The following is a 24145-nucleotide window of genomic DNA, read 5'->3' as shown; positions in this document are numbered from 1 at the left end:
CCCGCTCATCCGGCCTACCGGGCCATTCGTGTAGGTCGGCTTAGCCGGAACGGCGTAAGCCGACAAACAGCCCCCGGCTTAGGCCGCGTTCGTATCTTTCAGCACGCCGCGCTTGATCTGGTCCAGCTCGATCGACTCGAACAGGGCGCGGAAGTTGCCTTCGCCGAAGCCCTGGTCGCCCTTGCGCTGGATGATCTCGAAGAAGATCGGGCCGATCACCGTCTGCGTGAAGATTTGCAGCAGCAGTTCGCGTTCCGTTTCCGTGCTGTGGCCATCGATCAGGATACGCAGGCGGCGCAGTTCTTCCAGCTGCTCGCCGTGGTTCGGCAGGCGGCGGTTGACCAGCTCATAGTACGTTTCAATCGTATCCTGGAAATCGATACCCGTATCGCGCATGCCTTGCACGGACGCATAGATATTGTCCGTGCCCAGGGCGATGTGCTGGATGCCTTCGCCATGGTACTGGTCCAGGTATTCGGCGATCTGCGACTTGTCGTCCGACGATTCGTTGATCGGGATGCGGATCTTGCCGCACGGCGAGGTCATGGCCTTCGATTTGAGGCCCGTCAGCTTGCCTTCGATGTCGAAATAGCGCACTTCGCGGAAGTTGAACAGGTTTTCATAGAAGCTTGCCCATTCCTTCATGCGGCCACGGTGCACATTGTGCGTCAGGTGGTCGATGTAGGTCAGGCCATGGCCGACGGGATTGGCGACGGCGCCGGGAATGGCGACGAAATCGACGTCATAGATACTGATGTCGCCGATGCCGCCCGGTGCGGCCGCGTCCGGCTTGTCGGCGCCCTTGCCGCGCCAGCGGTCAACGAAGTACAGCAGCGAATCGCCCACGCCCTTGATGGCGGGGATATTCAGCTCCATCGGACCCGTTTTGTTATCGAAACCCCAGGCGCCCAGTTCCAGCGCGCGGCGATACACGAAGGCCGCGTCGTCGACACGGATGGCGATGGCGCACACGGACGGGCCGTGATGGCGGGCAAAACGCTGCGCGAACGAATCTTGTTCGGCATTGATGATGAAATTGATGTCGCCCTGACGGTACAGGGTGACATCCTTGTGGCGGTGGCGCGCGATGGCCGTGAATCCCATGTTCTCGAACAGCTTGCCCAATGCTTTTGGGTCTGGTGCTGCATACTCGACGAACTCGAAACCATCGGTACCCATCGGGTTATCCCAAGGCTGAAATTGCATGATGTCTCCTCCAAGAAGTAGCGCACAGTATAGGCGTGGGTCACGGGCATTAAATGCCAAAGATCTCCCGAACAATCATGATTTGCGCAATAATATTGCGTGAAATACGAACCACCGGAGGAAGCATGAGCAAAATTACGCTGGATAAAACGGATCGCAAGATCCTCGCCGTCCTGCAGGCCGATGGCCGCCTGTCGAATCAGGACGTGGCCGAGCAGGTCAGCCTGTCGCCATCGCCATGCTTGCGCCGCGTCAAACGGCTGGAAGAAGCGGGCGTCATCCGCCAGTACGTGGCCCTGCTGGACCCGGAAAAGATCGGCCTGGGCTTGCTCGCCTACGTGAACGTGCGGCTGGAAAAGCACAGCGACGCCACGGCCCACAGCACGGCCCGCGTGCTGGCGCCGAATCTGGTGACGAATACCTCGCCGCGCGCCGACTTCGCCGTGGCCGTGGCGCATTGGCCGGAAGTGGTGGCCTGCTATGCGATGACGGGCGAAATGGATTATCTGTTGCGCGTGCACGTGGAAGATATGGAACACTTTTCGCGCTTCATGATGGCCACGCTGCTGCGCCACCCGGCCGTGCTGGACGTCAAATCGAGCTTTGCCTTGCAGCGCATCAAGGATACGACGGCCCTGCCCTTATTGTGATGGCGGCCCGGGCTGCTTCTTGCGCCCCGGCAAGCGCTCGAACAGTTTGCTGGCGGCGCGCGCATTCGCCTTGAAGGTGTAGTCGAACATGGCGAACTGCTCCTGCACGGCTTCCTGCAGCATGCTGGAGGGATTTGGCGGCAACAGTTTCAAATAAGCATCAGCTTCGCCATAGTCGCGCTGGATTTCCATGCCCGCCTTCTTGGCGATATGCATCATCGTCTTGTTGGACGACAAACAATGCATGTACAGGGTATCGACATCGTTGTTGCGGCAGTGAATCGCCGCCCGCTCGAACAGTTTCGAACCGACGCCCATGCCGCGCATCGATTTCGACACGGACACGCCGAATTCCGCCACCTGCTCCTTGTCCGTCACCACGCTTTTCGCCGGCGACTGGTCCTTCGGCGCAAACGCCAGATGGCCCACGCCCACCAGCTTGAACAGGCTGTTGTAGACGCCGTAGATCATGTCGCGCGAGAAATCCATCTTTTGCACGTACTGCGCGACGAGTTCATCGGGCAAGGCGCTGCCGAAGCGCAGCAAACGGTCGCTTTTCTCGAGCGACAGAAAATGCTTCATCATGCGGCGCCGGTCGCGCTCATGCAACTGCTTGACGAGCACGGTCGGGCGCCCGCCGCCGCTACGGCTGAGCCAGCGGCGAAACGGGTTTTGAAACAGCTTGGGTAAGGTCACGTCGACTCCTGGGGGCGGTGCTGCGGCACGTCAGGCCGTTATTGTGCAGTGCAACATCATGGCGCCATTGTAGCCTATTCCCACCATTCAAGCCTGGGCCAGGAAGGCCGCCACGGCCGCCACCCGTGCCGCATGGATGATTTCGGGGATGCGTTTCGGCTCCGTACAGCCTTGCGCCAGCGCACCCGCATTCACGCCGCGCGCCGCGTCCAGCCCGCCCTGCAGCCGCGCCGCCTGCGGAAAGCCGCCGGTGACCAGTCCGTCGCAGGCCACGGCCTGCAACAGTTGCACGAAGCGCTGCGGCTTGCGCAAGCCGTCGCAGCGTTCGCACAGACTGACGATGGCCTCGGCGCCCAAATCCAGCGCGCCGTTGATATTGTCCAGCTCGCGCGCTGCCATGACGGCCAGTTCGCGGCACTCGTTGGGCACGCGCAGGCGCTCGCTCAGCTGCTCGATGGCATCCTTGCTCAAATGCAGCATCAAGGCGGCAAAGCGCACGGGCAAGTCATGACCTTGCGCGGCCGCGTGGTCGACGACCTGCAGCAAGCGCTCGCTGATGGTAATTTCCCCCATGATGCGCGCCAGTGCGCCGCACTCGTGCAGCACCGTCAGCATGCGCGCAGGATGGCTTTCCATCAGTCCCTTGGCCACTTCCTGCCACACGCGCTCGGCCACCAGGGCGTCGACTTCGCCGTCCAGCACCATCCGGCGCATCAGGGCCATGGTGGCGGGCGCCACCGTAAAGGCGTCGAAACGGGCGGCAAAGCGGGCCAGGCGCAAGATGCGCACGGGGTCTTCGCCGAACGCGTCGGAGACGTGGCGGAAGATTTTATTCTGGATATCCTGAATGCCGCCGAACGGGTCGGTCAAGGTCCCATCCTCGGCTTGCGCGATGGCGTTGATGGTCAGATCGCGCCGCACCAGATCGTCTTCCAGGGTGACGTCGGGCGCCGTGTGGAAGACAAAACCGCGGTAGCCGGGGGCCGTCTTGCGTTCCGTGCGGGCCAAGGCGTATTCTTCCTGCGTCTTCGGGTGCAGGAAGACGGGAAAATCCTTGCCGACGGGCCGGAAACCCTGGCGCAGCATGTCTTCCGGCGTGGCGCCAACGACAACGTGGTCGTGGTCTTTCACGGGCAAGCCCAGCAGTTGGTCGCGCACCGCGCCACCGACCGTGTATATCTTCATAACACTCTTTTCTTAATCAGGCAATTCCGCGTCGTGCTTGGGCGCCGTTTCCGTTTCCGCCAGCGCTTCCGCGATCCAGCGGGCCACGGCAGGGTGCGCCTGCACGCGCTCGCAGTAGGCGTTCAGGGCCGGCGCCAGCGACACGCCATACGTGCGGAAACGCATGACGACGGGGGCGAAATACGCATCGGCGATGGAAAACTCGCCAAACAGGAACTGGTGGTGGCCAAAGCGCGACAGGCACTCTTCCCAGATTTCGCTGATGCGGCCGATGTCGGCCTGGGCGGCGGCCGTGCGGCCACGGCCCGGCAACTTCGCCTTGATATTCATCGACATATCCGTGCGCAAGCCGGTAAAGCCCGAATGCATTTCCGCACAGACACAACGCGCCATGGCGCGCGCGGCCACATCCTGCGGCCACAGGTGTTTATCTGGAAACTGCTCGGCCAGGTATTCGCAGATGGCCAGGCTGTCCCAGATCGTGATCTCGCCCGCCAGCAGCACGGGCACCCGGCCGCAAGCCGAATATTCGGCAATTTTGGTGGCCGTGTCGCTCTGGTCGAGCAGCACGCGCACTTCGTGGAACGGAATGCCGAAGGCCGTCATGGCCACCCACGGGCGCATCGACCACGACGAGTAATTCTTGTTGCCGATGATGAGGGTCAGGCCCGGCTCGCGGGCGGCGGCCAGGGTTTGCGTCAGGCTGGGATCAAGGATGGTCGTTTGCATGGTCGGCTAGCTTTAGTTGGATGATGGCAAATCGGCAGAAACGGCGCTATTCTTCGGCCCCACGGTGCCCAGGCGCGCTTTCAGCGACTGCGGGCTTTTTTCGAACAGGGCCGCGTAATACGTGGCGTTGGCCATCACGTTTTTCACGTAGCCGCGCGTTTCCGTGTAGGGAATGATCTCGGCAAAGACGGCGCCTTCCAGCGGCCGCGTCATGGTGGCGCGCCAGATGCGCAAGCGCCCCGGCCCCGCGTTGTAGGCGGCGCTGGCCAGCACTTGCGAACCGTCGAGGCCACCGAGCACCATGTTCAGGTAATTCGTGCCCAGCAAGACGTTGGTGCGCACATCGCTCAAGGTTTCCGTGACGAAATCGGTCAGGCCGATCTTCTTGGCGACATAACGGGCCGTCGACGGCATGACCTGCATCAAACCGGACGCGCCCACGTGCGACTGCGCATCCATGATGAAGCGCGATTCCTGGCGGATCAAGCCGTACACCCAGGCCTTGTCCAGGCCCAGGGTTTGCGTGGCCGGATGCATGACGTCGTCGTGCGGCGTCGGGTAGCGTTGCGTATAGTCCACTTCCAGGCGCGTGCGGTCCGAGGTGTTGACCATGCGGTCGAGCACATTGTTCTGGCGCGCAAATTCCGCGGCCGCCAGATGTTGCCGGTCCGTCATCGAACGCAATTCCCAGTTCCACTCGCGCGTGCCCTCGAAGCGCAAGCGCATATTGAAGAATTTCAAGGCGCGCTGCAAGCCCGGATTGGCGGCCATGGCGGCGATTTCCGCCGGCGTGACGGGCTGGCCCGGCGGCGGCAAGACCAGGTGGTTGCCCAGCTCTTCATTGGCCAGCAAGCCGTAGAAATTCGATTGATCGCTGATCGTGCGGTACAGGGCATCGGCCTGCGCATTCGGGCGGCCCGGCGTTTCCGCCTGCTGCGCGCGCGCCAGCCAGTAGACCCAGGTCGGGTCCGTGCGCAGCGAGGCCGGCATGGCCTGGATCGCCGCCTTCACCTGCGGCCAGTTGCCTTCACGCAAGGCGATACGCGCCTTCCATTGCATCTGCTCCTGGGTCAACGGTGCGCCATTGGTTTTTTGCCAATATTCGAATGCTTCCGGCGCCAGCGAATACGACGCCTGCAGGGCCAGGCTGGCCCAGCCGATGGCCTGTTCCTGTGCCGTCAGCTGCGCACTCGCCTTTTGCAGCGCCACCACGCCCAGTTTTAATGTGCTTTTCGCCATGCGGCCGACGGCCACGAGGTACATCTCGTGGTCGGCGCGACTTAGACCGGGGCCCTTGGCCAGCACCAGCGCGGGCAAGTCGATCGCCTGCGCCATCTTCGCGTCGGAGGCGCCCAGCAGCAGCGCGATGCGGCGCGCCGGGCCCGTGGCGTTGGTCTGGCCCGCCAGGCGGATCTGCGCCCACAGGTCGTTCGCGTCGAACTGGCCATTTTGCGCCAGTGCTGCGATCAGGCTGCCGCACGCTTCGCCATAGCCAGGCGGCGCGACGAGCAGCTTGCGCGCCTCGGACGCCACGTTCTGCCCCTTGGCGGCGCGCGACATCAGCGCATAGCACTTGAGCTGGGTATCGTCGTCGAGGGCGAATTGCGGATATTGTTCATCGAACACGACCCAGTCGCGCTTGCGGCCCAGTTCCAGCAGCCAGTCGTTGCGGAAACGGTCGGCGATGGCGCTGCCCTTGTAGCGGTTCAGGTAATCGCGAAATTGCGCCTCGGTCAGCAGTTTGATGCGCGGTTTCAGCCGATAATAGTCAACATACGATGGAATCTGGTAATTCGTCAGGCGCCCCGCATAAAAGTCGGCTTTTTCGGCGTCATCCTTGCGCGCGGCGTCGCGCAGCAGCAGGAAGGCATCGTCCTCGCTGCGCGTGTCGGGGGCGGCTGGGGAGACGGTGGTCGATACCTGGGCCAGGGCGGCCAGGGGAGACAAGGCCGATGCAACACACAGCATCGTGCCGGCAATCCATTTCAGTGGGGAAATCAATGTACGACTCTCAATCTTAACTTGATGGTGATATGAATAGCGACCCTAGAATAACATGCGATCCGGCTACACGGCCACCCATTGCGCCACAGGAAAAAGCCGGCTTGCGCAAAGCCTTGCTGGCGGCCAGGCGCGCCCTGCCCGAGACCACGCGAGCAAGGTGGGATGCGGCCATCGCGCAGCGGCTGCTCGACTGGTGCGCGCAAGAAAACGTCAAGGAACTGGGCGTGTACTGGCCCCTGCACGGCGAGCCGGACTTGCACGGCGCGTATGCGCAGCTGGCCGCGCGCGGCGTGCAATTAAGCTTGCCGGTGGTGCTGGAAAAACATGCGCCGCTGGCATTTTCCGACTGGACGCCGGGCGAGCCCATGGTCAAGGATGGCATGGGCGTGACCGTGCCCGCGCAATTGCGCCTGCGCCCGGCGCCGGCCGCCCTGCTGGTGCCCTGCCTGGGTTTTAACCAGGAACGCTTTCGCCTCGGCTATGGCGGCGGCTATTACGACCGCACGCTGGCCCAAACACCCCGTCCGCGTACGCTCGGCATCGCGTATGCCTGCCTGGCGGCAAGTTTTCCCAACGGCGAATACGACATCGCCCTCGATCACATCGTGACCGAGGGCGATCTGTTCTGACAAGTCAGGACGGTTTATTTCACCAGGCGCTGCCACAAGGCCGTCGTGGGCGCCGCCTGGTTCATGCTATAGAAATGCAAGCCTGGCGCGCCGCCTTCCAGCAAACGCTCGCACAGGCCCGTCACCACGTCCAGGCCAAAAGCCTTGATGGACGCGCTGTCGTCGCCGAAGCTGGCCAGTTTCAGACGTACCCAGCGTGGAATTTCCGCGCCGCACATGTCCGAAAAGCGCATCAGCTGCGTGTAGTTCGTGATCGGCATGATGCCGGCCACGATAGGCACGTTGATGCCCATCTTCTGCGTCTGCTCGACAAACTGGAAATACGCGTCGGCATTGTAGAAGTACTGGGTGATGGCCGCATTGGCGCCGGCCTGCACCTTGCGCGCGAACGCGTTCAGGTCGTCCTGCGGCGAACGGGCTTGCGGGTGCACTTCCGGATAGGCGGCCACTTCGATATGAAAATGGTCGCCCGTCTCGGCGCGGATGAATTCCACCAGCTCGTTGGCGTAGCGGAACTCGCCCGAGGCGCCGTAGCCGCTCGGCAAGTCGCCGCGCAAGGCCACGATACGCTTCACGCCGGCCGCCTTGAAGTCGGCCAGCACGGCGCGGATCGATTCGCGCGAGCCGCCGACGCAAGACAGGTGCGGCGCGGCCTGTTCGCCGGCCGCCAGGATCTCGCGCACGGTGTCCAGCGTGCCCTGCTGCGTGGTGCCGCCCGCGCCGAACGTCACCGAGAAATACTTCGGATGCAATTCAGACAACTTGACACGCGTGGCGCGCAGCTTTTCCGCCCCTTCCAGGGTTTTCGGCGGGAAAAACTCAATACTGAAATTATGCTTTTCCATCGTCATTACTCAAAAGTAAGGTCGACAGGGCCCAGGAAATGATGCTGTACAGAATGGCGCCGCCCACGGCCGACCAGAAACTGGCGACATGGAAACCATCGATCACCTGCGCCACCAGCCAGAACAGGAATCCATTGATGATCAAAATGAACAGGCCCAGCGACAGGAACGTCACGGGCAGGGTCAGCAGGATCAGCAAGGGACGGATCAGCGCATTGACCAGCCCCAGCACGGCAGCGGCCAGCAGCGCGGTCCAGCCGCTGCTCATCGTCACCGAGTGCATCAGGTAGGGGACGGCAAACAGGGCTGCCGCATTGATAAACCAAATCAGTAGCAAGCGCATTTCTCTAGCCTGTCAAAAAAGAGGGGCAAGCCGGCATAGCCGGCCTTTTCAAAGTACACCGATCAGTCTTGTTGCCTCAGGAACCGTAGCGAGCGGATGCGCGGCGTGGCCGAGAAGCGCAGCTGTACGAAGGTACAGCGAGCATCGCCGGCCGCGCCCCGCGCCGCGCAGTAGGTTCATGAGGCAACCATCTTAGTAACGGTAGTGCTCAGGCTTGTAGGGGCCTTCCGTGCGCACGCCAATGTAGTCGGCTTGCTCTTGCGTCAGTTCCGTCAGCTGCGCATTCAACTTTTTGAGTTGCAAACGGGCGACTTTTTCATCGAGGTGTTTTGGCAGGGTGTACACGCCGACCGGGTAGTTGGCCGTGTTCGCGTACAGCTCGATCTGGGCGATCGTCTGGTTGGCAAACGACGAGCTCATCACGTACGACGGGTGGCCCGTGCCGCAACCGAGGTTGACCAGACGGCCTTCGGCCAGCAGGATGATGCGGCGGCCCGACGGGAAGATGATGTGGTCGACTTGCGGCTTGATGTTTTCCCACTCGTATTGTTTCAACGAAGCGACGTCGATTTCATTGTCGAAGTGACCAATGTTGCAGACGATGGCCTGGTCTTTCATGCGCGTCAGGTGATCGTGCGTCAGGATGTGATAGTTGCCGGTGCAAGTGACGAAGATGTCGCCGTGTTCGCACGCGTAATCCATCGTCACCACGCGGTAGCCTTCCATCGCCGCCTGCAGTGCGCAGATCGGGTCGACTTCCGTCACCCATACTTGCGCCGACAGGGCGCGCATGGCTTGCGCCGAACCCTTGCCCACGTCACCGTAGCCGGCGATGACGGCCACTTTACCGGCGATCATCACGTCGGTGGCGCGCTTGATGCCGTCGACCAGGGACTCGCGGCAGCCATACAGGTTGTCGAATTTCGATTTCGTGACGGAATCGTTGACGTTGATCGCAGGGAAAGCCAGCTTGCCTTCCTTGTGCATCTGGTACAAACGGTGCACGCCGGTCGTCGTTTCTTCCGTCACGCCGAGGATTTCCGGCAGGCGCTTCGAGTACCAGGTCGGATCGGCCAGCAAGTGCTTCTTGATCGAGTTGAACAGGCAGATTTCTTCGTCCGAACCGGGGTTGGCCAGCACCGACAGGTCGGTTTCCGCGCGCACGCCCAGGTGCAGCAGCAGGGTAGCATCGCCGCCATCGTCGAGGATCATGTTCGAGTAGACAGCCTTGCCGTCCGCATCCGGCCATTCGAAGATGCGGTGCGTGTATTCCCAGTAGTCGTCCAGCGACTCGCCCTTGACGGCGAACACCGGCGTGCCGGCGGCAGCGATGGCGGCGGCAGCGTGATCTTGCGTGGAGTAAATGTTGCACGATGCCCAACGCACTTGCGCGCCCAGTGCTTCCAGGGTCTGGATCAGCACGGCGGTCTGGATGGTCATGTGGATGGAACCGGTGATGCGCGCGCCTTTCAGAGGCTGCGCTGCCGCGAATTCTTCGCGGATGGCCATCAGGCCAGGCATTTCCGTTTCAGCAATCTTGATTTCTTTGTCGCCCCATGCGGCCAAGGTGATATCGGCGATGGTGTAGTCGTGTTGCGATTTGAGTACGGCGTTCATCACGCCCTCCTTTCAGTTGTTGAAAAAGGTACGTGAGCGCGGTTGCAGGATATTCCGAGCCTGGCGAATTTCTTCGTCGCAACGCTCCTCGGACGGTGGATTTTAACATCGTCAATGCCGGCGCGCCAGCTTGTTCGCCATGCATTGCCAACTAACAACATATAAAAAAAGCGCCCGCGGCCAGCTGGCCGGGGCGCTTCTTTTGCAAGCGGGCTAGATTACTTCAGGCCGGCAGCGTCGCGCAGCAGGGCGACCTTGTCCGTGCGCTCCCACGTGAATTCCGGCTCTTCGCGGCCGAAGTGGCCGTAGGCGGCGCTCTTCTGGTAGATCGGGCGCAGCAGGTCGAGCATTTGCACGATGCCTTTTGGACGCAAATCAAAGTGCGCCAGCACCAGCTTGGCGATTTCCGCGTCGGGAATCACGCCCGTGCCTTCCGTGTAGACGGTGATGTTGATCGGCTTGGCCACGCCGATGGCGTAGCTGACCTGCACCTGGCATTGGCGCGCCAGGCCGGCCGCGACGATGTTTTTCGCCACGTAGCGGGCCGCATACGCTGCCGAACGGTCGACTTTCGATGGGTCCTTGCCCGAGAACGCGCCGCCGCCGTGCGGGGCCGCGCCACCGTAGGTGTCGACGATGATCTTGCGCCCGGTCAAGCCGCAATCGCCTTGCGGACCGCCGATGACGAAACGGCCCGTCGGGTTGACGAGGAATTTGGTCTCCGTCAGCCATTCGCGCGGCAGGATGGGCTTGATGATTTCTTCGATGACGGCTTCTTCGATCTGCTTGTGCGAGATTTCCGGCGCATGCTGGGTCGACAGCACCACCGTGTGCACGCCGACGGGGCGGCCATCGACGTAGCGCAGGGTTACTTGCGATTTCGCATCCGGACGCAGCCATGGCAGACGGCCATCCTTGCGCAGTTGCGACTGGCGCTCGACCAGGCGGTGCGCGTAGTGGATGGCGGCGGGCATCAGCTCGGCCGTTTCATCGCAGGCGTAGCCGAACATCAGGCCCTGATCGCCGGCGCCTTGATCCAGGTCAATGCCCGCACCTTCATCGACGCCTTGCGCGATGTCCGGCGACTGCTTATCGTAGGCCACCAGCACGGCGCAACCCTTGTAGTCGATACCGTATTCCGTGTTGTCGTAGCCGATGCGTTTGATGGTTTCGCGCGCAACTTGAATATAATCAACATTGGCGTGCGTGGTAATCTCGCCAGCCAGTACCACCAGACCCGTGTTGCACAGGGTTTCGGCGGCCACGCGGGCGGCTGGATCCTGGGCCAGGATGGCGTCAAGGATGGCGTCGGAAATTTGATCGGCAACCTTGTCGGGATGGCCTTCCGAAACGGATTCGGAAGTGAAGAGATAGTCGTTTGACATTGCAAGCTCCTGATTACTATGTGAATGTTCTGTCGCAGTAAAGAGGATTTTGCCTGCGACGCTTTAGCGAGATTTATATTCCGCATCGCAAGTTGTCTATTAACTCAGCGGTTACTGCATACGTGGTATTTTACGCTTCTTAAAAAATTTTGGCACGGCAACACGCCATTCCTGGAAATAGCTTATACATGTTAGTCCCAATTTTCCGCTTCTTGTCCGTCTTTCCCCTGCCCGTCCTGCATGGCCTTGGCGCTGTGCTGGGATGGGTGATTTACGCCATTTCCCCATCCTACCGCCGCCGCATGCGCGAGAACATGCAAGGTGCGGGGTTTTCGCAACACTTGCACACGGCCGTGGCCGAAGCGGGCAAGAGCGTGCTGGAACTGCCCTTCATCTGGTGCGCCCCCGCCGAGCGCGTGGCGCGCCATGCGACGGTGGAAAACTGGGAACTGGTGGAAAAAGCGCTGCAGCATGGCCGCGGCATTGTCTTCCTGACACCACACCTGGGCTGCTTTGAAATCGTCGCCCAGCAAATCGCCCTGCGCACGCCGCTCACCGTAATGTACCGCCCGCCCAAGCGCGCCGCCCTGAAACCGCTGATCGAAGGGGCGCGCGCGCGCGAAAACCTGATGCTGGCGCCGGCGAACATGTCGGGCGTGCGCATCTTCGCCAAATGCCTGAAAAAGGGACAACCGATCGGCCTGCTGCCCGACCAGGTGCCGCAGGAAGGCGAAGGCGTATGGGCCGATTTCTTCGGCCGCCCCGCCTACACCATGACCCTACCCGCCAAGCTGGCGCAGATGGGCGGCGCCGAAGTCATCATCACCTACGCGGAACGCCTGCCGGGCGGGCGCGGCTATGTCGTGCATTTCGTGCCCTTCACCGAGTCGCTCGACAGCAGCTCGGCCGAACAGGCGCGCACCATTAATGCTGCCATGGAGCAATTGATCGCGCGCAGCCCGGCGCAATACCTGTGGAGCTACAACCGCTATAAAGTGCCGCGCGGCGCGGCGCCGCCCACGCCCGCCACGACCGATGCCGCCGGGGAGCAGGCATGAGACTGCTGATCGCCTTCATGTGGCTGCTGCACTGGCTGCCCTTGCCCATCCTCGGCCGCTTCGGCATGGCCGTCGGCAGCGTGCTGTTCATCGCCATGCCCACGCGGCGCAGGATCGCCCTGACGAATCTGCGCCTGTGCATGCCGGAACTGACGGAAGCCCAGCGCGTGGCGCTGGCGCGCCAGCATTTCCAGGCCTATTCGCGCAGCGTGTGGGAACGCAGCATTCTGTGGTGGTCATCAGAAGCGCGATTGAACCGCCTGATCAAAAAGGTGCCCGCCTTCCCGGGCCAGCAGATCGCAGCCAAGCCCACCATCTTGCTGTGCCCGCACTTCGTCTGCCTCGACGTGGCCGGCGCCGCCACGGCCATGGAAATTTCCGCTTCGTCGATGTACGTGCAGCAAAAGAATGCCGCCTTCGACCAGGCCTTGCGCAACGGCCGTTCGCGCTTCAAGCCGCCCAAGCTGTTTACGCGCCAGGACGGCATCAAGACGATTTTGCGCGCGCTGCGCGACGGCTTGCCGTATTTCATGCTGCCGGACATGGATTTCGGCGAAAAGGATGCAGAATTTGTGCCCTTCTTCGGCGTGCCAGCCGCCACCCTGACGGCCACGGCGCGCCTGGCGCTGGCCGCCAAGGCGCAGGTGATTCCCGTCATCGCCACTTTTTTACCCAATTACCAGGGCTGGCAAGTGACCTATTACCCGGCGTGGGACGATTATCCGGGCGACGACATCACGGCCGCCACGCGCCGCATGAACGAATTCATCGAAGAGCGCGTGCGCGAAGCGCCGGCCGAGTATTTCTGGACGCATAAACGCTTCAAGACGCGTCCGGAAGGCGAAGCCTCGTTCTATAACCAGCACAAGTGATACGGCAGAACATGAAACTCCACTTTACCAAGATGCACGGCGCGGGCAATGACTTCATCGTCATCGACGCCATCAATCAGGACATCGACTTCACGCCGGCCCAATGGCAGCGCCTGGCCGACCGCCGTTTCGGCATCGGCGCCGACCAGATCCTCGTGGTGGAAAAGCCGCGCCTGCCCGGCTGCGATTTCCGCTACCGCATCTATAACAACGATGGCGGCGAAGTGGAACAGTGCGGCAACGGCGCGCGCGCCTTCGTCAAGTTCGTCAGCGAAAAAGGCTTGTCCAGCAAGGCCAGCATCCGCGTGGAAACCATGGCCGGCGTCATCGCGCCGCGCCTGGAACTCGACGGCAGCATCACGGTCGACATGGGCGCGCCCGTGCTCGAGCCACAGCAGGTACCGTTCGATGCGGCCGGCCTCGCCGGTGTAGCGCAAGGCAACGACACCTTATGGCCGCTGGACCTGGCCTTGCCGGGCCACGCAGCTTCCGTGCTGGTATCCGTCGTCTCGATGGGCAATCCGCATGCCGTGCAAGTGGTCGACGATGTTGATGCGCAAGACCTGGAAGTGACGGGCCCGCGCATCGAGCACCACCCACGCTTTCCCCGCCGGGTCAACGCCGGCTACATGCAGATCGTCGACCGCCAGCACGTGAAACTGCGCGTGTTTGAACGGGGCGCGGGCGAAACCCTCGCGTGCGGCACGGGCGCCTGCGCCGCTGCCGTGGCCGGCATCCGTCGCGGCCTGCTCGATTCCCCCGTGCGCATCAGCGCGCGCGGCGGCGAACTGTCGATCGCCTGGCAAGGCCCCGGCCATCCCGTCCTGATGACGGGCCCGGCCGTGACCGTGTTCGAAGGCACGATCGAGCTGTAGACGGGTGAAGGTCAGAAGTAAAAGTCAGGCGGCCAGGAACTGCTGTTCCTGTACCACATCGAGTTCCGCCAGGTAGCACTTCAAGCGATACAGGCGCTGCCGGTAATTGCCTTCCGGTCCCGCCACGCCGCAATCGACGCGCTCGAACAGGCGCACTACCTGATCGAGCAGCTGGCGCTCCTGCGCCGTGCGGATCAGCACCAGGCGCCGCTTGCCGCGGCCATGCGTGGCGCTGATATCGATCAACAGACAATGCCCCTGGTCGGCCGCATGGATATCGAGCAGCAAGGCCTCGGCACGCGACAGATGAAAGCAGCGCGCCAGTTCCAGGCGCGCCGCCAGCAGGGGGTGGTTCTGGCCCAGCTGGCGCACATGCCCGTCGGCGTGCATGGCGGCGCACTGGCCCCAGTCGCCGGGCTCGCCTCGAGGCGCGATTTTCGCCAGCGCCGCCTCCGCTTCACGGCTGCCCTGCGCCTGCGCCTGCAGCAGCCAATACGCGGCGCGCACATCGTTGTTGACGCCGTCGCGGCGGTTACGCCAGGCATGCATGCCGCACTCGAGCTGCGCCGGGCCATGCCCCAGGTCGGCCGCGCGCTCCAGGCAGAAATGCGCTTCGACGACATTGCGCTGGGAAAATTCCGGTTTCGTATAGATGCGCGACAGCACGAACCAGGCTTCGGCCAGTCCCTGCTCGCCCGCCTGCGTCAGCCAGCGCACGGCACGCTTGAAATTGGCCGCGCCGTTGCGCGTGGCCAGGCGCTGGCCGTGCGCATCCATGCGCGCATAGCCGAGTCCCAGCTCCAGCTGCGCAGTGCGGTCGCCGCCATGCGCGGCCAGCTCGCAGCACTGCCAGCCCTCGGCATCGCCGCCAGGCGCCAATGCCTGGGCGCAACGCGACAGCAACAACACCTGCTGCGCGCCGAGGGCGATCGTGCGCGCCCCGGCGGCGGCCTGGCGCTGCAGCAGCTCGCGCGCCAGCGGCAAGCCTTGCGACAGAAAACCCGCATGGTTGCCCTGGCGCCAAGCCTGCTCCAGCCAGGCGTGCAGCGGCGCGTCGCCATCGAAGGCCAGCTCGCCAGCCACGCTGGTGGCCGGCCCCGGTGTTGCCGATGATTTTTCTTGTAGCGACAACAACCATTGCGCATCGGGCAAGCCGGCGCGTACGGCAGCGTCCAGCGCCACGCGCGCCTTGGCGCGCAAGGCTTCACAGTGACTGGCGGCGTTGCCCAGTACCAGTTGCGCCAGTACCAGGCCCGCCTGCACCAGGCCCGCATCGAACGCTTGCGCGTAATACGGGATCAGCGCCTTGGCTGCCGGTTGCGCCACTTCGAAAGGCACGTGGGTGCCAATCAGCCGGCACGCTTCCTCGCTATCCTCCTGGGCCGCCCGCGCCAGCCAGTGCAAGGCCGTCGGCAAGCTTTGCGGCACACCCTGTCCAAACAGATACACCCGTCCCAACGCCAGTTGGCAAGCCACGTCGCCCGCACGCGCCCCCTTGATCAATCCTAATGTTTCGCGATTTGCCATCGATTCTCGATATTGAGTCAATGATTCTAATAATAGTGAGTCGTCTCCAGGCCCATCAGTGCAGGCCGTCCCTTAGTGTAACGTCCTTGTGTCATAAATCCGCCAAAGCGGCCGCAAGAACTTGATTCAACGCAACAATCTCGCGGTCAGGACATGCCAATATCACAAGGCGCCGATACCGTGGCGATGGGAGAACCTTGTCCATCGGCGCAGGACTGGCAGAAACCGCGCGTTACAAAAATACAACAGGGGCATGCAGTTATGCCGCTTTTCACCAATCTTTTCACGCATATTTGACCAATCCCACGCGTCTAGCGCGCCGACGAATTAAGGTTCATTCATCGAAACGCGGCAGTTGGCGTGTTTCAATCTGCTCGGATCTCGGACGGAACTCACTTTTAATAGGGAATAAGACATGAAAAAATCACTCGTTGCCCTCGCACTCTTCGGCGCCTTTGCCGCAACCGCACAAGCGCAGTCGTCCGTCCAAATCTACGGCACGATCGATGCAGGCCTGGGCAAAGCGACTGGTTCGACCACCGCTGTCACGAAGCGCGACAACAACAAACTGGGCTTCAAAGGTACGGAAGATCTGGGCAATGGCTTGAAAGCTATTTTCCAACTGGAAATTCGCTATGAATCCGACACCGGCACCGTAGAAAACACGTCGGGCGCCAATTCGCGTCCGCTGTTCCAGGGTCAAAGCCGCGTCGGCCTGCAAGGCGACTTCGGTACCGTACGCCTGGGCCGTGGCCTGACCGCATACCAGGAAGTGAGCACCTCGTTCGAACCATGGTCGGGCATGCCTACGCCAGCCGGTTTTCAGACCGACCTGACCGTCGCCGGCTACACCAGCGATCCGCTGAGCGCACCAGGCAACTCGCGTAACCGCTTCTCGAACGCCGTGTTCTACAACACGCCAGTGTTCAATGGCTTCCAGCTCAACGCCACCGTTGCTGCCAAGGAAGCTAATAACAACAGCGCAGTACCAGCGCGCGCGCCGGGCAACTCGGTAACATTTGCTTCGGGCAACCGTGCCGTGGCAGCCAACGTGGCGCCGACGTCGACCCCGTACTCGATCTCCGCAACGTACACCTCGACTGGATTTGCCGCCATGGCTGCCTACGAGCGCAATGGCTTGCAAGCCAAGCTGTGGTCGGTTGCTGCCTCGGTCAATCCTATTCCTGAGCTGAAAGTCATGCTGTCGATCCAGCACCAGAAAGATGATGACTTCAAAATCATCAATACCGGCACCAAATCGTGGGTACTGGGCGCCAACTACGACGTAGGCCCAGGCAAGATCCGCGCCGGCTATGGCCAGAAAACGCCCGATGGCGTCGTCAAAACCAAGCAAGCATCGCTGGGCTATGACTACAATCTGTCGAAGCGCACCTACGTATATGCAGATATCTCGAACAAAAAAGCCGCTGTTGCTGACAGTATCAACTACAACGTTGCGAAAAGCGTCAACTACGTCGGCATCGGCGTACACCACAACTTCTAATGGCATCGCGCGTCTCCCGCGACGGGTGACGTGACTCGTCAGACGGAGCAAGGCGGCATGGGCAACCATGCCGCTTTTTTCATGGGCGCGCGCTTTTGCTCCATATTGCGGCGCACTCTCGGTTAGAATCAAGTGTTCATCCTTCTATCTTCTGACACTATCAATGACCGCCACACTCGATTCCAGCACCGTCGCCCAGTACCTGAGCGAGCATCCGACGTTCTTCGAAGAGCATACCGCGCTGCTCGGCGAGGTCAAGCTGAGCAGCCCGCTGACGGGACGCACCATCTCGCTGCAGGAGCGGCAGATGGAAGTGATGCGCGACAAGTACAAGGCGCTCGAACTGCGCATGTCCAAGCTGAGCCGCCTGGCCGAGGAAAATGGCGATATCGCCAGCAAGTTCCACGGCTGGAACCAGGCCATGCTGCAAGTGCGCAACGATGCGGACATGCCGCGCGTGCTGGTCGATGCCTTGCAAAGCAATTTCGACGTGCCCTACGTCAGCCTGCGCCTGTGGCAAGTGCTGCCGGAACACGCCGACGGCTGGTTCACGGAAGATGTGACGGCCGATGTGCGCATGTTCGCCAACAGCCTGCAAACGCCGTACTGCGGCAGCAACCGCGATTTCGAAGCCGTGCACTGGCTGCAGGCGGACAAGATCGAATCGACCGTCATGATCGCCCTGCGCGCCCCGAACACCACGGGTACCTTCGGCTTGCTGGTGCTCGGCTCGCCCGACAGCGAACGCTTTACCTCCAGCATGGGCACCGACTTCCTCGTGCACATCGGCGCCACAGCCGGCGCCGCCCTGGCCGCGCTGCGCGCCGGCTCGCCGGCCTGAATCAGCCATGCATGCGGCGCGCGGCAAGGCAGAGTGGCTCGACGCCTACCTGGCGCAGCTGGCCACGCAGCGCAAGCTGTCGCCGCATACGCTGGACGCTTACGGGCGCGACTTGCGCGCCCTGCTGGAACTGAGCGGCAATACGCCGTGGACGGCGCTGGCGCACAACGAAGTGCGCCGCTACACGGCCAAGCTGCATGCCGGCGGCCTGGACCCGCGCTCGATCGCCCGCAAGCTGTCGTCGTGGCGCGGCTTTTACAACTGGCTCAGCGGTGAAACGGCGCTCGACGCCAATCCCGTCGACGGCATCCGCGCGCCCAAGCGGGCCAAAACGTTACCGAAAGCCCTGTCGGTGGACGACGCCGTGCGCCTCGTGGCGCCCGCGCAACACCAGCAAGGCGCTGCCGAGCCGGAGCAACTGTGCAACCGCGCCATGTTCGAGCTGCTGTATTCGAGCGGCTTGCGCGTGTCCGAACTGACCAGCCTGGACACCCATTACTGCAAGGCCGAGAACGGCCGGGAGTCTTCGCTGGGCTGGCTCGACATGGCCAGCTTCGAAGTCATCGTCACAGGCAAGGGCAACAAGATGCGCAAGGTGCCCGTCGGCAAGGCGGCCCTCGTGGCCCTGACGGCCTGGCTGGCCGTGCGCCCGCCAGCGGCCGATGGCAGCGCTGCCTTGTTTTTAAGCACGCGCGGCACGCGCATCTCGCCGCGTGTGCTGCAGCTGCGCCTGAAGGCGCACGCGCTGGCGACCGACATTCCCGCGAATGTGCACCCGCATGTGCTGCGCCACTCGTTCGCTTCGCATGTGCTGCAATCGTCGGGCGACTTGCGCGCCGTGCAGGAAATGCTGGGCCATTCCAGCATCACCTCGACCCAGGTCTACACGGCCCTCGATTTCCAGCACCTGGCGCACGTATACGACCAGGCGCACCCGCGCGCCAAGGTCAAGTAGGCCGCGCCCGTTGGCCAGCCTGATCCATATCAAGCGGATCGGCGCGCATTTGCAAGCTTTTGCAAAATTCCGGCATAATCGTCCGCATTCTTCCGCTTGCGCGGCGGCACCACCGATTACAGCATAGGCATCCTTCATGGCACTGATTCCAACCACCATCCTCACCGGCTTCCTGGGCGCAGGCAAAACCACCTTGCTCAACCGCATACTGCAGGAAGACCATGGCATGCGCATCGCCGTGATCGAAAACGAGTTTGGCCAGGAAAACATCGACAATGACATCCTGGTGCAGGACAGCAACGAACACATCATCGAGATGAACAACGGCTGCATCTGCTGCACCGTGCGCGGCGACCTGATCGTGGGCTTGACGGAACTGGCGCGCAAGCGCGACGCCGGCCTGCTGGCGTTCGACCGCGTCGTCATCGAAACGACGGGCCTGGCCAATCCCGGCCCCGTGGCGCAGACCTTCTTTGTCGACGAAGAAGTGGGCAGCCACTACATGCTCGATGCCATCATCACGGTGGTCGATGCGCGTCATGCGATGAAGCAACTAGATGAATACGAGGAAGCCCAGCGGCAAGTGGGCTTTGCCGACAAGCTGCTGCTGTCGAAAACCGACCTCGTCAGTGAAGACGACGTGGCCGCCCTGACGCGCCGTTTGAAACGCATCAATCCCCGCGCCCCCATCGCCAGGGTCGATTTCGGCCGCGCGCCGCTGGCCGAAGTACTCGACATTCGCGGTTTCAACCTGAATGAAAAGCTGGAACTGGACCCGGATTTCCTGGAGACAGAGACGGCGCACGTGCATGACCACGACAAAGCGCACGACCATGCGCACGAGCACGTACATGCACACGGCCATGCGCACGCGCATGAGCACAGCGACGCCTGCGCCACCGATTGCGGTTATGCCGACCACCACCATGCGCAACACAGCGACGACATCGCCGCCTTTGTTTTCAAGAGCACGCAACCGTTCGACAGTGCCAAGCTCGACGAGTTCCTCGGCGGCCTGGTGCAAGTGTATGGACCGCGCATGCTGCGCTACAAGGGCGTGCTGCTGATGCAGGGCGCCGAACGCAAGGTGGTCTTCCAGGGCGTGCACCAGCTGATGGGCAGCGACCTGGGCGCCAAATGGGGCGAACACGAAGTGCGTGGCAGCAAAATGGTCTTTATTGGCAAAAATCTACCAAAAGACATTTTTATTCGCGGACTCGAACAATGTTTGGTATAAACTAGCCGGGTTTTGCAAAGTATCCTTTGCAAAGCAGAAACAAAAGGGAAAGTTAAGCACGCTTTCCCGCTGCCCGACACCGATCTTGCTGGCATAAACCAACAAGTAGCCGTCCCTGATCGGCTAGTCAACAAATCGGGATGGCAATATAAGGCAAAGCGTGCCAAAATCAGCGACGAAAACGGCCCATGTCGTTAGCCTGTCATGAAATGCTGGCAAACTGCCGCTGGCCGCATGCCAGGCATGCAAGCGATCCACCCAACACGCCCGTTGTCGCGCACAGAGCGCGATTGGCATAGAGCGGTAAAAAGTTATCAACATGGCACCATGGCCGGCCGGTAGTCCTGGCTTTCGCCGGCAAGCCAAGGTCGCACGCAGTACAGCGGGACAGCAATGCCAAGCGGAACCTGTACAGTTGCTCGGTATCGCCGCATCAACTGATCAATTTGAAAACTCTGTCGTATCGAAGGTAAGCGAAGTTATGACCAAAACTAATAAATCGACCCCGGCCGCCAACCAAGACATCCCTCTCATCAGCGAAGACCAAATTCGCGCCATGAGCGAAGATGACTACATGAATCCGGCACAACTGGCATTCTTCAAGGCGCGCCTGCAGCAGCTCGAGAAAGACCTGCTGAAAAACGCCGGCGAAACCACGGAACACTTGCGTGAAACCGTGCTCGTACCGGACCCTGCCGACCGCGCCACCATCGAGGAAGAGCATGCGCTGGAACTGCGCACGCGCGACCGCGAACGCAAATTGCTGAAGAAAGTACAGCAATCGATCGCCAGCATCGATGCCGGCGACTATGGCTGGTGCGAAGAAACGGGCGAGCCTATCGGCATCCCGCGCCTGATCGCCCGTCCGACCGCCACCCTGTCGCTGGAAGCCCAGCAACGGCGCGAACTGAAGCAAAAGCTGTACGGCGACTGATCACCCCTCCCCTTGCGCGGCCGCCCAAGCGGTCCCGCGCTGGCGATAAAAAGCACACGACTCCGGTTGCGTGCTTTTTTTTCGTCCCGCGCCGACTACACTGAAGCAAGCACGACAGCGGCACATGCCGCTTGCAATTGCCTTTTCCATCCCCACGTTTGAACCATGGGCGCGCAATCGCATGGCCTTGCACGCATCGGCACGAATCTTTTGAGGTCACTATGGAACAATTTCACGGCACCACCATCCTCTGCGTCCGGCGCGGCAAGCAAGTCGCCCTGGGTGGCGACGGCCAGGTAACGCTCGGCAACATCGTCATGAAGGGCACGGCCCGCAAAGTGCGTAAGTTGTATCAGGGCAAGGTCCTGGTCGGCTTTGCCGGCGGCACCGCCGACGCTTTTACCCTGCTCGACCGATTTGAAGGCAAGCTGGAAAAACACCAGGGCAATTTGCTGCGCGCCTCCGTCGAACTGGCCAAGGACTGGCGCACCGACCGCGTGCTGCGCCGCCTGGAAGCGATGCTGCTGGTGGCCGACAGCGAGTCGACCCTGGTCATCACAGGCAATGGCGACGTGCTGGAACCGGAAGACGGCATCGGCGCCATCGGCTCGGGCGGCACCTACGCCCAATCCGCCGCCAAGGCGCTGCAGGAAAACACGGATTTGTCGCCGGCCGACGTGGTCAAGAAATCGCTGACCATCGCCGCCGAGCTGTGCATTTATACGAATATGTCGCACATCATCGAGACGCTCGACTAAGCGTCCGCGAGCAAAGAATAGAAAGCCAACTATGATCATGAACATGACCCCGTCGGAAATCGTCACGGAACTCGACAAGCACGTGGTGGGCCAGGCCAAGGCCAAGCGCGCCGTCGCCATCGCCCTGCGCAACCGCTGGCGCCGCCAGCAGGTGGCCGAGCCTCTGCGCCATGAAATCACGCCCAAGAATATCCTCATGATCGGCCCCACGGGCGTCGGCAAGACGGAAATCGCGCGCCGCCTGGCCAAGCTGGCCGAGGCGCCCTTCATCAAGATCGAAGCGACCAAATTTACGGAAGTCGGTTATGTGGGCCGCGACGTCGACACCATCATCCGCGACCTGATCGATATCGGCATCAAGCAGACGCGCGCGCTGGAAATGAAAAAAGTGCGCGCGCGCGCCGAAGATGCGGCCGAAGACCGCGTGATCGACATTCTCGTGCCGCCGGCGCGCGACTTCGGCTTCACGCCGAATACGGCAGCGGCCGTGGACACGGGCAGCGGCGACAGCACGCGCCAGACCTTCCGCAAGCGCCTGCGCCAGGGCGAGCTCGATGACAAGGAAATCGAGATCGAGCTGGCCGAGGCGGGTCCGCAGATGGAAATCATGGCGCCACCGGGCATGGAAGAAATGACGGAGCAGATCAAGTCCATGTTTTCGGGCGTGGGCGGGCAGCGCAAGAAGGCGCGCAAGGTCAAGATCAAGGAAGCGCTCAAATTGCTGGTCGAGGAAGAAGCGGCCAAGCTGCTCAACGAAGATGAGCTGAAACAGAAGGCCATCCAGAACGTCGAGCAGAACGGCATCGTGTTTTTGGACGAGATCGACAAGATCGCCTCGCGTTCGGAATCGGGCGGCGCCGACGTCTCGCGCGCCGGCGTGCAGCGCGACCTGCTGCCGCTGGTCGAGGGCACGACCGTCAACACGAAATATGGCATGATCCGCACGGACCACATCCTGTTCATCGCCTCGGGCGCCTTCCATTTGTCGAAGCCGTCGGACCTGATTCCCGAGCTGCAGGGGCGCTTCCCCATCCGCGTGGAGCTGGAATCGCTGTCGATTGCGGACTTCGAGCGCATTTTGACGAGCACCGACGCCTGCCTGACGATGCAGTACGAAGCCTTGCTGGCGACGGAAAACCTGAAACTGCAATTCGCGCCGGAAGGCATCACGCGCCTGGCGGAAATCGCCTATTCGGTCAACGAGCGCACGGAAAACATCGGCGCGCGCCGGCTGCACACGGTGATGGAAAAGCTGCTGGAAGAAGTGTCGTTTACGGCCAGCGAAGGCAGCAGCAGTACGGAAAACCTGCTGGTGATCGATGCGGCCTACGTCAACGAACGCCTGGAAGCGCTGTCGGTCAACGAGGACCTGTCGCGCTACGTGCTGTAATCAAGGAGGGACCGATGGCAAACAAGGCATTGGCGACGCGGCAGAAAATGCAGTTCCGCGTCGAACCCTCGCAAAAACCGCGCAACCCCGTCGCCACGGCCGCCCTGCAGCGCACCGCCGGGGCGCACGTAAAGACCGTGTCCGGCCAGCGCCAGCAGGAAAAACGCCTGCTGGCGAAATTGCTGCTGAAAGTCGAGACGGACAAATAGGCCGCCCGCGGACACCCTTTTCATAGGGCGTCCGCCATCAGGCCACTCTCTGCCGCAGCATCATCCCCTTAGAAACGGTAGGACGCGCCCAGCGAAAACATGTCGACCTTGGTCGTTTGCTTGCTGCTGTATTTGACCGGCACGCGGTCCCAGTCGAGGTGCAGCGACCAGTTCTGGTTCAGCGCATACGCCGCGCCGATGCCGTAAGTCAGGCCGATCTTGTCCTTCTTGTCCGAACCGCCGCCCAGATAATCGACCTTGCCCTGCGTGTACGCCGCGCCGGCGCGCCCGCTCAGGGTAAAGGCGTCGAACTGGTAGCCGAGCACGCCCTGGATGCCGAGGCCCGTGAACTTGCCGCGGCCAGCGCGCTTGCCGGCGTCCGTATCGAAGCCGGACTTGACCTCGCCGCCCATGTACCCCACCAACTCAACCGAAGGCAGGGCCACGCCGCCCTGAAACGGCAACGCGTCGAAACTGTAACCCAGGTAGGCCTTGCCATTGCGCTTGCTGCTTTTGTCGCAATCGCTTTGTCCGGCGATGCAATCGAGGCCTGTGCTGGCGCGAAAGCCGTAGCTGGCGCCCGCATAGAAGGGACCCGGCGCCGGTTCGGCGGCGGCGGCGTGCAAGGGAGCGATGGCGGCCAGCGCCAGCAGCGCTGCGGGGAAACGGAAAGATGGGAACATGGATAACCTCTAC

General features: G+C 62.0%; 24 protein-coding genes and 1 riboswitch. Of the genes, 13 read left to right on the top strand and 11 right to left on the bottom strand.

Features of this window, described 5'->3' with window-relative positions:
- Positions 1–78: 78 nt before the first annotated feature.
- Positions 79–1206: a 4-hydroxyphenylpyruvate dioxygenase gene (gene hppD, locus AC3RCG_RS02845; protein ID WP_492402376.1), complete on the bottom strand. Its 1128-nt coding sequence runs from the start codon at positions 1204–1206 to the stop codon at positions 79–81.
- A gap of 125 nt (positions 1207–1331) precedes the next feature.
- On the opposite strand from hppD, the gene AC3RCG_RS02840 reads away from it, so the two are divergent.
- Positions 1332–1856 carry an Lrp/AsnC family transcriptional regulator gene (locus AC3RCG_RS02840; protein WP_070220829.1) on the top strand — a complete coding sequence of 175 codons (525 nt, stop codon included), beginning with the start codon at positions 1332–1334 and terminating at the stop codon, positions 1854–1856.
- On the opposite strand, the gene AC3RCG_RS02835 is transcribed toward AC3RCG_RS02840, so the two are convergent.
- The 4 genes from AC3RCG_RS02835 to AC3RCG_RS02820 all read right to left on the bottom strand — a co-directional run bounded on the left by AC3RCG_RS02835 (position 1848) and on the right by AC3RCG_RS02820 (position 6434).
- A complete protein-coding gene (locus tag AC3RCG_RS02835) occupies positions 1848–2552 on the bottom strand; it encodes a GNAT family N-acetyltransferase (protein ID WP_070313027.1) in 705 nt (234 codons plus the stop codon). The genes AC3RCG_RS02840 and AC3RCG_RS02835 overlap by 9 nt on opposite strands.
- Before the next feature lie 87 nt (positions 2553–2639).
- Complete coding sequence (locus AC3RCG_RS02830; protein ID WP_070313028.1) at positions 2640–3737, bottom strand: tRNA nucleotidyltransferase/poly(A) polymerase-related protein; 1098 nt, start codon at positions 3735–3737, stop codon at positions 2640–2642.
- A gap of 12 nt (positions 3738–3749) precedes the next feature.
- Positions 3750–4466, bottom strand: a complete 717-nt coding sequence (locus tag AC3RCG_RS02825) for a glutathione S-transferase family protein (RefSeq protein WP_070220832.1) — start codon at positions 4464–4466, stop codon at positions 3750–3752.
- 12 nt (positions 4467–4478) lie between these two features.
- Positions 4479–6434 (bottom strand): lytic transglycosylase domain-containing protein, encoded by a 1956-nt coding sequence (locus AC3RCG_RS02820; protein WP_492402377.1) that lies wholly within the window; start codon positions 6432–6434, stop codon positions 4479–4481.
- Positions 6435–6499: 65 nt separating this feature from the next.
- Here AC3RCG_RS02820 and AC3RCG_RS02815 point away from each other — a divergent pair, with 65 nt between their 5' ends.
- Complete coding sequence (locus AC3RCG_RS02815; RefSeq protein ID WP_492402378.1) at positions 6500–7099, top strand: 5-formyltetrahydrofolate cyclo-ligase; 600 nt, start codon at positions 6500–6502, stop codon at positions 7097–7099.
- Between the two features lie 14 nt (positions 7100–7113).
- On the opposite strand, the gene metF is transcribed toward AC3RCG_RS02815, so the two are convergent.
- The 4 genes from metF to metK all read right to left on the bottom strand — a co-directional run bounded on the left by metF (position 7114) and on the right by metK (position 11289).
- The gene (gene metF, locus AC3RCG_RS02810) at positions 7114–7944 is read right to left on the bottom strand and encodes a methylenetetrahydrofolate reductase [NAD(P)H] (RefSeq protein ID WP_070313029.1); all 831 of its coding nucleotides are present in this window, start codon (positions 7942–7944) and stop codon (positions 7114–7116) included.
- Complete coding sequence (locus tag AC3RCG_RS02805) at positions 7931–8287, bottom strand: phage holin family protein (protein WP_034783534.1); 357 nt, start codon at positions 8285–8287, stop codon at positions 7931–7933. The genes metF and AC3RCG_RS02805 overlap by 14 nt, the downstream gene beginning before the upstream one ends.
- A 192-nt stretch (positions 8288–8479) precedes the next feature.
- The gene (gene ahcY, locus AC3RCG_RS02800) at positions 8480–9904 is read right to left on the bottom strand and encodes an adenosylhomocysteinase (RefSeq protein WP_070289496.1); all 1425 of its coding nucleotides are present in this window, start codon (positions 9902–9904) and stop codon (positions 8480–8482) included.
- A 27-nt stretch (positions 9905–9931) separates the two neighbouring features.
- A riboswitch (S-adenosyl-L-homocysteine riboswitch) is annotated at positions 9932–10000 on the bottom strand.
- A 122-nt stretch (positions 10001–10122) separates the two neighbouring features.
- A complete protein-coding gene (gene metK, locus AC3RCG_RS02795) occupies positions 10123–11289 on the bottom strand; it encodes a methionine adenosyltransferase (protein ID WP_099408029.1) in 1167 nt (388 codons plus the stop codon).
- A 188-nt stretch (positions 11290–11477) separates the two neighbouring features.
- On the opposite strand from metK, the gene AC3RCG_RS02790 reads away from it, so the two are divergent.
- Genes AC3RCG_RS02790 through dapF form a run of 3 tightly spaced genes read left to right on the top strand, consistent with a single transcriptional unit; the run spans position 11478 to position 14094 of the window.
- On the top strand, positions 11478–12347 hold the full coding sequence (locus AC3RCG_RS02790) for a lysophospholipid acyltransferase family protein (RefSeq protein ID WP_099408030.1): 870 nt from the start codon (positions 11478–11480) through the stop codon (positions 12345–12347).
- Complete coding sequence (locus tag AC3RCG_RS02785; RefSeq protein WP_099408031.1) at positions 12344–13219, top strand: LpxL/LpxP family acyltransferase; 876 nt, start codon at positions 12344–12346, stop codon at positions 13217–13219. The genes AC3RCG_RS02790 and AC3RCG_RS02785 overlap by 4 nt, the downstream gene beginning before the upstream one ends.
- An 11-nt stretch (positions 13220–13230) precedes the next feature.
- Positions 13231–14094 carry a diaminopimelate epimerase gene (gene dapF / locus AC3RCG_RS02780; RefSeq protein ID WP_099408032.1) on the top strand — a complete coding sequence of 288 codons (864 nt, stop codon included), beginning with the start codon at positions 13231–13233 and terminating at the stop codon, positions 14092–14094.
- 24 nt (positions 14095–14118) lie between these two features.
- Here the strand turns inward: dapF and AC3RCG_RS02775 are convergent, their stop codons facing one another.
- Positions 14119–15621, bottom strand: a complete 1503-nt coding sequence (locus AC3RCG_RS02775; protein WP_492402379.1) for a tetratricopeptide repeat protein — start codon at positions 15619–15621, stop codon at positions 14119–14121.
- Between the two features lie 415 nt (positions 15622–16036).
- On the opposite strand from AC3RCG_RS02775, the gene AC3RCG_RS02770 reads away from it, so the two are divergent.
- From AC3RCG_RS02770 to AC3RCG_RS02735, 8 genes are all read left to right on the top strand, one after another.
- Complete coding sequence (locus AC3RCG_RS02770) at positions 16037–17125, top strand: porin (protein WP_070220850.1); 1089 nt, start codon at positions 16037–16039, stop codon at positions 17123–17125.
- A 163-nt stretch (positions 17126–17288) separates the two neighbouring features.
- Positions 17289–17966 (top strand): DUF484 family protein, encoded by a 678-nt coding sequence (locus tag AC3RCG_RS02765; protein ID WP_070220852.1) that lies wholly within the window; start codon positions 17289–17291, stop codon positions 17964–17966.
- Positions 17967–17973: 7 nt separating this feature from the next.
- Positions 17974–18921, top strand: a complete 948-nt coding sequence (locus AC3RCG_RS02760) for a tyrosine recombinase XerC (RefSeq protein WP_070289489.1) — start codon at positions 17974–17976, stop codon at positions 18919–18921.
- Positions 18922–19057: 136 nt separating this feature from the next.
- Positions 19058–20158: a CobW family GTP-binding protein gene (locus AC3RCG_RS02755; RefSeq protein WP_492402380.1), complete on the top strand. Its 1101-nt coding sequence runs from the start codon at positions 19058–19060 to the stop codon at positions 20156–20158.
- 481 nt (positions 20159–20639) lie between these two features.
- On the top strand, positions 20640–21092 hold the full coding sequence (gene dksA / locus AC3RCG_RS02750) for an RNA polymerase-binding protein DksA (protein ID WP_034753066.1): 453 nt from the start codon (positions 20640–20642) through the stop codon (positions 21090–21092).
- A gap of 221 nt (positions 21093–21313) precedes the next feature.
- A complete protein-coding gene (hslV, locus tag AC3RCG_RS02745; RefSeq protein WP_034753065.1) occupies positions 21314–21850 on the top strand; it encodes an ATP-dependent protease subunit HslV in 537 nt (178 codons plus the stop codon).
- 37 nt (positions 21851–21887) lie between these two features.
- Positions 21888–23240 carry an ATP-dependent protease ATPase subunit HslU gene (hslU, locus tag AC3RCG_RS02740; RefSeq protein WP_070220905.1) on the top strand — a complete coding sequence of 451 codons (1353 nt, stop codon included), beginning with the start codon at positions 21888–21890 and terminating at the stop codon, positions 23238–23240.
- A gap of 14 nt (positions 23241–23254) precedes the next feature.
- The gene (locus AC3RCG_RS02735; protein ID WP_070220858.1) at positions 23255–23449 is read left to right on the top strand and encodes a hypothetical protein; all 195 of its coding nucleotides are present in this window, start codon (positions 23255–23257) and stop codon (positions 23447–23449) included.
- A 68-nt stretch (positions 23450–23517) separates the two neighbouring features.
- On the opposite strand, the gene AC3RCG_RS02730 is transcribed toward AC3RCG_RS02735, so the two are convergent.
- Positions 23518–24132, bottom strand: a complete 615-nt coding sequence (locus AC3RCG_RS02730) for an outer membrane protein (protein WP_070220860.1) — start codon at positions 24130–24132, stop codon at positions 23518–23520.
- Between the last annotated feature and the right edge of the window lie 13 nt (positions 24133–24145).

Source organism: Janthinobacterium sp. GW823-FHT01H08, from assembly GCF_058797855.1.
This window is presented reverse-complemented; position numbering and strand designations above follow the sequence as displayed.